General features: G+C 39.7%; 7 protein-coding genes. All 7 read right to left on the bottom strand.

What is annotated here, in order from left to right; all coding sequences use genetic code 11:
• The coding region (locus tag ADIARSV_RS18760) for a TonB-dependent receptor (RefSeq protein WP_040300643.1) at positions 1-725 on the bottom strand (725 nt) is incomplete at its 3' end.
• Between the two features lie 114 nt (positions 726-839).
• Entirely contained in the window at positions 840-2,357 is a 1,518-nt protein-coding gene (locus ADIARSV_RS18755; RefSeq protein WP_016197240.1) for a glycosyltransferase family 39 protein, read from the bottom strand.
• Positions 2,358-2,454: 97 nt separating this feature from the next.
• Positions 2,455-4,194 carry a hypothetical protein gene (locus ADIARSV_RS18750; RefSeq protein WP_040300641.1) on the bottom strand — a complete coding sequence of 580 codons (1,740 nt, stop codon included), beginning with the start codon at positions 4,192-4,194 and terminating at the stop codon, positions 2,455-2,457.
• A gap of 25 nt (positions 4,195-4,219) precedes the next feature.
• Complete coding sequence (locus ADIARSV_RS18745; protein WP_016197238.1) at positions 4,220-5,515, bottom strand: MFS transporter; 1,296 nt, start codon at positions 5,513-5,515, stop codon at positions 4,220-4,222.
• Positions 5,512-6,564 carry a glycoside hydrolase family 130 protein gene (locus ADIARSV_RS18740; protein WP_016197237.1) on the bottom strand — a complete coding sequence of 351 codons (1,053 nt, stop codon included), beginning with the start codon at positions 6,562-6,564 and terminating at the stop codon, positions 5,512-5,514. Before ADIARSV_RS18740 ends, ADIARSV_RS18745 begins: the two co-directional genes overlap by 4 nt.
• Before the next feature lie 48 nt (positions 6,565-6,612).
• Positions 6,613-8,097 carry a RagB/SusD family nutrient uptake outer membrane protein gene (locus tag ADIARSV_RS18735; protein ID WP_016197236.1) on the bottom strand — a complete coding sequence of 495 codons (1,485 nt, stop codon included), beginning with the start codon at positions 8,095-8,097 and terminating at the stop codon, positions 6,613-6,615.
• A 23-nt stretch (positions 8,098-8,120) separates the two neighbouring features.
• Entirely contained in the window at positions 8,121-11,189 is a 3,069-nt protein-coding gene (locus tag ADIARSV_RS18730) for a SusC/RagA family TonB-linked outer membrane protein (protein WP_152439944.1), read from the bottom strand.
• Positions 11,190-11,208 lie beyond the last annotated feature (19 nt).

Below are 11,208 nucleotides of genomic sequence, written 5' to 3'. Positions count from 1 at the left end.
TTTGTACCGTAATTTTTATTCTTCTTCAGGCGAATGTTAATGATGCCTGATTTCCCTTCCGCTTCATACCGTGCGGATGGATTGCTGATAATTTCAATGGCCTCAATTTCATTGCTTTGCATATTACGCAACATAGATGCCAGATCAGCACTGCTCAGATATGTTGGTTTCCCATCGATCATAATCAATACGCCTCCTTTGCCTTTTAGGGCGACGTTATCATCTTTATCAAGTGTGATACCCGGAGCTTTTTGTAAAACTTCGAGAGCTGTGGATCCGGCAGATACACTGCTATTTTCTACATTGATAATCAGTTTATCGCCCTGGCGTTCAATAAGTGGCTTTTGAACGGTGACGGTTACTTCCTTTAGTTCTTTGCTGTCGGTTTTTAGTGTAACAGGGTCTAGATGAACGACAGGTTGTTCGCTATCTACCTTTATCGGCGAACTGGTATATTTTTGGCGGCCGATTTGCGTAACGACTAGTTTGTAATCAGACTCAGGGACAGTTGCGAAGATAAACTTGCCTTGCTCGTCAGTTAAAGCAGTTTTAAACAGCGTGGAATCCTGGACACGGATTAAGGATACGGTTACAAAATCCAGTGGGTGTTGATTTTCATCTTTGATGCTCCCTTCTATATGATTTCCCTTGGTTTTAGTTTGCGCCTGAAGCGTACCTGCTATTGCTAAAAGGAAAAATAATGCGATGTTGTTGATATTATTCATTTCGTTTGTTTCGATGTTGGATCAAAAATATAGGACAATGAATATTCAGACAAGCGCTAATAGGTGTACGTATAGGAATTTTCGGTAAATAGTGGTTTTCGGTCGGTAAGATTCCTATTGAGTATACCCTCTTCTAATCCTGAGCAAATAAATGGTAGCACCATCAATCTCCGAATGAGGCTCAGTAATCTTTTGTTGTGCAATTAATTGGGTATGATCGAATAGTACTGGCTTACCTTTAGACGTTACCTGTATGATATACTCCGGCAGACGTTTCACAATACCATGTGAAAAGAAACTTGGCATCCTGGAAACAGAGGGCGGAAACTGATACATTTTCCCAAAATGAGAAATGGCTCCCGCTTGCTGGTAATTATCGGTTACGATAACAGTAGTTATTTGTTGATTTTCAGGCAAAGATTGGTATAGGAAAGCGGTCTCCTTTGCAAGTAACTCCCAACCCAGCATCTGTCCATAATATTGCGTAAGGGTATGATAGGTGCCGTCATCCCATTTTAGTGGCAATTGAATCCCTGAATATTTTTTCATCGATTCAAAGTATAGGACTGTGTTTCTTAAAGACAGAACCGGCACAGCAGCAGGAATTGAAATTAGTCCCAGGATAACCAGCATACTGAAAAAAGCATGCCTTAAAGCTGGTTTTTTATACATCAGGAAAAGTTGTTCGTAACAGATGCCACCTACAGCAAATAATACGGGAAAGGCACCAAATGAATAATACGTTTTCCCCTGAATGAGCAGCAGCACGATCTGCAAGAACACAAAACCGAGCGCAATAAAACGATAGGATCGGCACTCAGGAGACAGAAACAGGAAGAGAAGACCAGCGAAACATACCGATCCGGAAGCCCCATGGGCTAAAAACAATTGTTTAACAAGTTGTAAAGTACTGGTGTGCGACCAGTAATTGGTTCTTAATTCATTAAATTGCTGAATGATAGGAAAATGATGGATCACCTGCCATATTAAATGTGGAAGAAAAATCAGCAAACTTATTCCTGCAGCATAAAGCCAATATCTATTAAAAAGCAATTTTCGTTGAGGTGATAAGAGAAGGGCAAAAATTAAGGTCAGCAGGTATAAACCGATCGTTACTTTATTCATCATGCCGATGCCAACAACTAATCCCAGATAAATCAGATTGCGACTGTTTTGGGACTGAATATATTTAATCAGCAGAAAGACACTCAAAAGCCAGAATAACTGATCGAAAACAACTGGCTGCATCATGTAGGCAGTTGCGAGAAAGGAAGGATCAAATAATAATGCCGTACAGGTAACTAGAACAGCCACTTTACCGCCACCCATTTTAGCGGTTAGCAAACCTGTTAGCAAAACAACCGATGCTCCACATAGGGTAGGAATTAACCGTAATGCCCATAGTGAATCTCCAAAAAGCTGCACACTGAACCAAACTATTCCGGCAATGAAAGGAGGGCCTTCTTTATAACCCCATGCCAAGTCATCAGACATCGCCAGATACAATAACTCATCAGCATGAAATCCGTAACGACCATTGAACGGCAAGTGGATAGCTAATTTGATCAGCACAAAAAACAAAATGATCGTGATGAACTGCCCCTTCAAAAAAGCCAACCGGTTATAAAGCATATCCTAACAAACAAATAAGTGGCAAAATGTTGCGACCTATTTGTTTGTCATTATGTAACAAATTGCAAACTTGATAAGCGTTTTTAGTTTAGAGTTTTTAGTTTTTCTTATAGCTATAATCCACGACAACACCTCCAAACATTAGTTTATTATCCTGAACAGTTTTAACCGATCCGGTAGGGACACAAACCAATACGACCGATTCTAAAGCAGGAATATTAACATTAGATCCTGAAGCGAGATTGCGAGCGATAAACTTTTGGGAGACCAGATCATAAATGTCCGTTCTATTCTTCTTTACTTTAGCGGCAGGGAGCTTGAAAAAGATACTTTTAGCCGTATGATAAGGGTTATAGTACAAGAAAGTAGGATAAGCATCCTGTCTGTAAAAATCAGTTGCAAGAAGGTCCAACCTTAGGATTCCATTCACTTCTGTATTTTTCACCATACTGCCAAAGATGCCGGCATGTGCACTTCCATAAACGCTAAACTGGGAAACTTCAGGATTCTGTCCGGGCACCCACTTAGGACCATCACCTTGTGCTACTGGTGCTTTCAAGGTCTGATACAAAGAATCGAAGGTAGAGCTTTTAGCAAAACCTTCATAAGCGATGACTCCTTTAGTTACAGCGGCATACTCTGGAATGGTCTGGTGATCCTTTGGCATGTATTGCGGATAGAATAAACGGGAGGCGTTTACGGCATTCAACATCCATTTTCCGATGGCATGCGCATACCCCTGTTGGTATCTTACTAAGGGCACTAATGGCCATGCGGCATCAAAAGTGTTCATTAAAAAAGCATACCCTCCATGGTCTACTGTACTCCCAACCGTTCCGGAAATATCAAAACCATTCCAGTTACCAACCAGAAAACCCCAGCCTTCACGACATACAGCAGTACCATCAAATGTCCAGTTCAGCATTTTCTGCACATCAAAATTGGTTCCCTGCTCTGCATTCATCCGGGCTGCCATATAAGCTCCAAAAGGCATTAGCAATTCATAGGTTGGATTAATTTGCTGACTTTCAAGCGCCTTCATCGAACTGATAGCACCTTTCAGGTAACGCGGATCGCCATACTTCTTATAGGCTGCATACAAGACATAAGCATGTCCGGCGGCAGCATCAGGTTGTGCACAGATCTGTGTTTTAAAAGGTTTCATCTTCCCATAATCAAAATAGGAATAATTGTAATTACCATTCAAAACAGAATCGGCTTTAAAGAACTTTTCAGCGATGCTTTTACCCATAAAGTCAAAATCAAGCTCTTGCGGGTACTGGTCATAAATGGCATAAAACAACAGATTAGGGTATACATCATACCACCAATCGCGGCCATAACCTCCACCAAGTAAGGCGACTTCGGGTGCGGTATTGTTCATCATGATATCCCAGCCGGTATCTTTATTGAAATAGTTTTTGAGCATGCCGACATAATTCAGCCCATTTTGCTTGCTTTTATCCAGCCCCACTAATGTAGCGCCCAAAACAGAACCCATATTGGCCAATGCCTCATGGAACATGCCTTTGTTATGACTTTTACCTTGTCGCACGTCACCTACTGCGGTATAGATTCCCATTACAGGCTGATCAAAATTCTTTCCGGTACTATCCATCCAAACCATTGGCCAATATTTGCCTGTGGCATTAAAATCGTAAATGGTCCGGTCAAAATTTAGCGCCATATCTTTCCAATCAATGATCTGGAGTGGCTGTGGCATATTTGCCATGCTATCTACCCTGTTGAGCCGAATTTGTTGTACTTGCGCGAAAGAAAAAACAGTAATAAATAGTTGTAGAACCGTGAGTGCGGCACTCCGTTTAAGTTTAATCATGTTGGTTTAATTTATCTTGATCTATTTAAAGAATAGAATGATTAGGTGTAATTGTTTTAGTTAAGCTACTGTTCTCTAATTCCAATTCCACATTCATTATTTTCCCCTTTTTAATAATCCCTTTGGCCACCCAAAACGAACTTAACTGGAGCACTGCGACAATTATAATGGCATACCGCAAGGCAATTTCATTTGAAAAATAATAGGCCAGGATGAGAAAGGTTCCTGCCCCGGTTAACCGGCCTACATATAACCCGGCTTCATGATTCAGGATATAGGCAAACTCACTCCTTTTCTCCTTTTTAGTGAGGATGTCAATAACGCTAAACTGGATAGGAAAATAAGCGAGATCCAATAAGGGTTTGGCTAACAGAAGAAAAAGCATAAATAGAATCACACCTGTTGCATTAAATAAGATGCCATTAATCAATGCAGCAATTGTAAATAAAACTAAACCAGTGCCAAATACATAGATCCGATGCTCCGGAGTAGTATTACGCCCAATGATGTACATGAGTACAGCAGCAAAAACAGCCCCTACAGATTGGGCTGTTCCCAACGCCCCTTCTTTACCAAGAAGCAACATGATTAGCATAGCCGGTGCGGTAACCAGAAAACCTTGCACCAAACCTTTCAATACAGCCAGGAACATTAATCGGTACCAATAGGGGTGAAATTTGAAATAGATAAACTTTTTATTCGTGGGATTGATAAATTCACCTTTAAAACACATCACCGAAGCGGCTATGGTGACCAAAAACACGATTCCGGTAACCATGATATAAGCGAGTTTTGCATCACCTGAACTTGCCCATAGTTCTATGAACCAACCAATAAGAACCGGTATAATTACTGCAATAATGGTATAAAAGAAGGTTTCCAATCCATAATAGTAATTGCGGTTGTCATCGTTCGTGGTAGCTAAAGCTAGAAAGTCCCTATTGGCCCAATAGAATCCGAAAGACATGCCCATTACGATACCGGCGATTCCTATTCCTGTGATGTCAAGCGTCTTTAATGACATCATGATCATCATGGAGATGCCGCTCAATACCATTCCTAAGGAGTACAGCACCTTAATTGGAAAGTGATTAAGCAACCAGCCATTGATTAAAAAGGTAAGTGGGATACCTGTATATATGGTGAGCTGGTATACGACCACTTTAACCGGATCATTGGAACTTCGCATAACATAGGCGGCAACAAAAATGTCGATCACCGGTAAAACGATACTGTAGATTAAGTTGGTTAAGGTGAGGATTTTGAAATTATGTGATTGTGCCTTGAAATGTGCTAATTCAGCATTAAGTTTGTTCATCATGATGCATAAGTTAAGGCGGTTAGTATTTCGGTTATAGAAAATTGAGCCCCGCAAACATGTTCATCAGCAGCACCGTAATAAATGGTTAATTCATCGCCATGTACCACATGTCCATTGCTGAATACTACATACCCAAAGAAGCCGCTTAACTCATAAGTTTCTGTGGGCACCATGATCGGTTCTTCGGTTCTTGCCAATACAATGGAGGGATCATCGAGATCAAGTAAAAAGGCACCTAAACAATATTGGTGATTGCTATTCGCTCCATGGTAAATTTCCAGCCATCCTTGGGGTGTTTTAATTGGGGCAGCTCCTGCTCCCACTCTTGCGCTGTCCCAGCTGTCTTTCCTTGTCCTTATGATACACTTATGTTTCCCCCAATGGATTCCATCAGGCGACTGGGCGATCCAGATATAGTTACCCCCAATGTCAACACTACTGGGACGATGCAAGGCGTAGAAATTACCGTTTATCTTTTCTTCAAAAATGGCACAGTCCTTATTATGCGGAGGCAGGATCATGCCCTCTGATGTAAAAGTTTTCCAATCCTGGGTCTTACGTAAACCCACACCTACTCCTTGTCCGGATACTGCCGTGTAGGTTAAATAATAAGTTTCTTCTATGTTGATCACGCGGCAATCTTCCACACCAAAGGCTTCCTGGTCTGTTTCTCCCTGTAAAATGGGATACCCTTCGGGTTCATAAAAGCGGATGCCATCATCGCTGCATAACAGGCGGAGGTGAGACAAAGTGGTTAGATAATCAACCCCCTTGTATTTAAGAACCCGTGGATCATCTTTATTCAAGTCGGGATCATTTGCGTTTATTTCTATTATTTCTATCCCATTCTTTTGGAGCACAGGAAAAGAAATGATTCCGTCTTGCTGATGTGGGCGTTCTGCTACACGAACAAGTAGCCATGTTTTATCCTGGAAAGTAAATACGCCTGGATTTAGTAAACAAGTGATTTCCAATCCAGGTCTGCTTGGAACCAAATCTTTAGGTGATATAAGTGGATTTTGAGAAAATCGTTTAGCAATATCTGTCATTATCTTGAGAATAAATTTCTAGAACCACAAATAATTTAATGGTTACGTTTAATAGTTTGGATTTTGTGCTATGGTTCCACCGGATTTGTCAATCTCACCTTGAGGAATAGGATATACATAATTGCGGTCCTGGAAATTCACACCCAAAGACTTTAAGAAATCTTTTGCTAATCCCCATCTCTTCAGGTCATTAAATCGTTGAGATTCAAAGCCTAATTCTGATCTCCTTTCCTTAACTAACCAATCTTTGATTTGAGTTTTATCAGTTGATAAAACATTCCTGTTTGGAAGTGTGCCAGCTGGAGTTATGGTTCCATTTGCTGTTACCGTGTTTCTTGCCCGAGTCCTAATGTTATTAATTATTGCTATTGCGGCTGGATAATCTCCAGTTTCAAGTAATGCTTCAGCCTTCCATAAAATCACGTCTGCCCAGCGAATAAATATTTTATTACTTGGAGAATCTTCATTGCCTTTATTGCTGCTATTTAATTCACCAAAGATCTTATAGACATTCTGTGTCTGAACGTCAACCGTATACCCCAATCTTGGATCATTAGCTTCAAATGAATTAATAAAATTAGTGGTTGGTGCAATAAAGCCCCAGCCGGCAAGGGCACAAAGCCCGTTTCCCATAGCGGGTGTTTTTGCCGATTGATGATCATAAGCAAAAATTACCTCGTTATCGTTAAATTCCTTTGCTACACTAAAATTATCGAAGTAGTTTGCATTTAGGCTATAGTAGCCTAGTGTCTCAAGTTCGTTGATATCTGCAATCACTTCCTGCCATTTTTTATTGTAAAGAGCCACTTTTGCCTGTAAAGCAATTACTGCACCCTTAGATACCCTCCACTTTTCTGCATCATCAATATACTTTGAAGCAGGCAGCAATGGTTTAGCTAAAGCAAGATCTGCACTTATTTGTTCCCAAATCTGAGCTTGTGGAACCCTGGTAGCTACTTCATAGGCTTCCGCGAAATTTTTAAGTGGCTTAGTGATTAAGGGGACATCACCAAAGTTATTTACGAGATCAAAATAATAAAATGCTCTTAAAAAATAACACTGCGCCAGGAGCTTATTTTTCATGGCTTCATCCATACCTATTTTGCCAATAACAGTTTCATTTGTTAAATACCCAATGGCTCTATTGCTTCGTGAAACTCCCTCAAAATCATAACTCCACAAGCCATTGAAGCCACCGTTAGATGCTGTAAAATTAAATTTTGAAAATTCATCCATCCATGCCTGATCTCCATCTGGGTTCCATTTCTTCTGCATGTCCCCTGATGCAATATCCTGCAAAATAAAATCATTCCGTAGAACAGTACCGTCGTCCCAACCCCATTGTCCAATGATATTAAGGGTACTTGCCAACATTTTATAGGATGATGTCACTGAGGAGACTACAGTACCCAACTTCGGGTCTGTTTCATCTTGATTGGATGTTATCAATCCTATTGGTTCTTTATTTAATTCCTTTTCACAACCAGCAACAGTTACAATTGCCAGAATTGCTATCATATATATGACTTTCATATTTGTATTTTTAATTGATTGAGTTAAAACTTAACATTTACACCAAACAGAATTGCTCTTGATTGCGGGTAAGTACCCTTATCCAAAATATCGGTTGATTCGGGATCCAAACCTGTGTAGTCAGTTACTGTAAACAGATTCTGTCCGGATACATAAAAGCGAATATTTTGAACATTCAGTTTAGATTTAGCAAGTATGGACCTGAATGAATAACCAAGTTCAATATTTTTTAAACGCATATAGGAAGCATCCTCAACGAAAATACTGGATGTTTTACTGCTTCCATTGTCATTGAAAGTGGAGCGTGGTATTGTATTACTTGTTCCTTCCCCATGCCAGCTATCCAATACCCGTATGGAGTGGTTGAATGGACGAGAATCATAATCTATAATTTTCTTTAGGTCATTGTATTTATCTACTCCTCCTACACCTTGAAGTAAAGCTGAAAAATCGAAACCTTTATAACTTGCAGACAAGTTTATACCGTAAGAGAATTTAGGATTAGGGTTTCCTATATAAGCTCTGTCCTGATCATTAATAATTCCATCACCATTAAAATCTTTAAATTTAATATCTCCAGGAAGTTCTGAAGGATTTACAGTTCCAAAAAGGTAATCATCAATTTCCGCTTGATTTTGATAAATACCATCCATTTTGAAACCATACAAGGAATTAAGTGGATGACCAACCTCAGTTTTAGTAACCTGGCCTATAATATTTGGCAAGTTTGGATGCAACTTATCGACGCGATTGGTTAATGTACCTATATTACCACTTATACTATACCGGAATGCCCTGTCACTATTACGATACCCTAAATCAACTTCAAAGCCTGAATTGCTTACCTCTCCGGCATTTACTATGGTAGCCTCAACATCGCCCACGATTCGGGGAAGCGACAATGGCAACAAAATACCAGTAGTCTTCTTTTTAAAGTAATCTACAGATAAATAGATTTTATTCTTTAGCATTCCGAAGTCAACACCTATGTTATTTTGAGTGGTAGTTTCCCACTTTAGATCTGGATTACCATATCTTAGGAGCTTGACTTCTTCTCCGGTTTTTGTGAACAGGGTTAAATAGGTATAATTACCGATTTCTTGGTTTCCTAGCTTTCCAATACTTGCCCTCAGTTTAAGGTCAGATAGCCAGTTTACCGATTTCATAAAATTCTCTTCTGAAACTTTCCAACCGACGGATACAGAGGGGAAATAACCCCATTGATTGTTTGGCCCAAATCGTGAAGATGCATCTGCCCTTAAGTTTCCAGTAATGAAATACTTCGAGTCGTAAGCATAATTTGCAGATCCAAACAAAGAGAAGAGTGTCCACTCAGCTCCTGAGCCTGAACTCCATACGTTGGTTAAAGAGTTTCCATAATCGAGATATTGAAATTCTTCCTGTGTATATTCAAAACGGTTTCTTGTGCCTCCAATTGAAGAAGAATGATTGGTGATATATTCACTACCTACCAATGCACTGAACACATGTTTTTCAATGGATTTGTTGTAATTTAAAGTATTGTTCCAGGTGATAGTGCTTTCCTGTCCCCGATCTTCATTTAATGAATTGGGCCGATTTTTTCGTCCTAATCCTTTATCCTCAGCAGCACCACCACCATCGTCATCTCCAAAATTTTGATTAAAGGCTTTATTGTGACTAAAATTTAAATCAACACCAACATTTGTCCTGAATTTTAGGTCTTTATTTTTTAGTAATGCATATTCTCCATAAATATTTCCAAAGGTTCTAAAGTTAGATCTCTTATCATTCGTAAAATAAGCCAAAGCGATAGGATTACTACTGAATTCATATTTATTACTTTCGTAAGTGCCATCTGCTTTGTAAAATGGGAGATCAGTAAAAGGATTAGTACTAGAATAGGTGGGGTCATCTGTATTTTTAAAAACGGACAAAACCGGAGGGCGGATGAAGGCATGACGAATAATGCCTGGTTCATCGCCTTTAGAAGAAAGTTTATCTTGCTTTCCGTAAGTAAACTGCACGTTTGAACCAACAGTTAAACGGTCATTCAGATTACCAATAACATTAGATCTGAAATTTAAGCGCTGATACTGATCGTTTTTATAGATTACTATCCCATCCTGACTATAATAGGCCCCAGACAATAAATATTTCACTTTTTCACTTCCTCCATTTGCGCTTAGTTGCAAGTTTTGGGAATGTCCGGTTTCAAATAATTCATCCAGCCAATTCGTATTAGAAAGATCTGTTCTGCTTTTATCGCCTGTGTAAGGGTTAGTACCCGGATACCCTGAGTTATTCCATGCTTCCTCAACTTTATCCATGTACTGTGTTTTATTTAACATGGTTGGGAGGTTACTTACCTGCTGGATACCGTTGAAATAGTTGACATCTATTACCGATTTCCCTGTTGTTCCCATCTTGGTTGTAATGACGATTACTCCAGCTGAGGCTCTTGATCCATAAATAGCAGCAGCAGACGCATCTTTAAGTACAGTAACGGACTGCATATCAGATGGATTCAAGAAGGAAATATCGCGTGTTGGAGTACCATCAACAATAAATAGCGGGCTGTTATCTCCGAAGGTACCTTCACCGCGGATACGAATATTAATACCTTCACCCGGAGCACCTGTCGACTGTGTAATTTGTACCCCTGCTACCTGTCCCTGTAATACTTGGGCAACATCAGCCACTCGCCTGGGTTCAACATCAGCCATACGTACCGAACTTACAGCACCTGTTATATTTGATCTCTTTTGTGAGGTATAACCAAGCACAACAACCTCATTTAAGGACTCCCTTTTTTCTTTCAGGATCACATCAATACTAACTTTTCCGTTAACCGGAATATCTTGCGCTTCAAAGCCAATATAATTAAACACGATCGATTGAGGGGCATCACTTCTCAAAACAAGGGTATATCTTCCTTGCTGATCAGTAACATTGCCATTAGTCGTATTTTTTTGAACTACATTGACACCGGGCAATTGCTCACCCTTTATGTCTCTAACTGTTCCAGATATTCTAATCTGGGCAACAAGACTTTGGTTTGCTAAGGCTATAATTAACATTATAAGCCATACATGATTAATGGTTGCTTTCATTTGATTATTTTGGTTAGAT

The sequence above is a fragment of the Arcticibacter svalbardensis MN12-7 genome (assembly GCF_000403135.1).
GTDB lineage: Bacteria > Bacteroidota > Bacteroidia > Sphingobacteriales > Sphingobacteriaceae > Arcticibacter > Arcticibacter svalbardensis.
The sequence above is the reverse complement of the archived record's forward strand: the minus strand, read 5'-3'. Positions and strand labels throughout refer to the sequence as shown.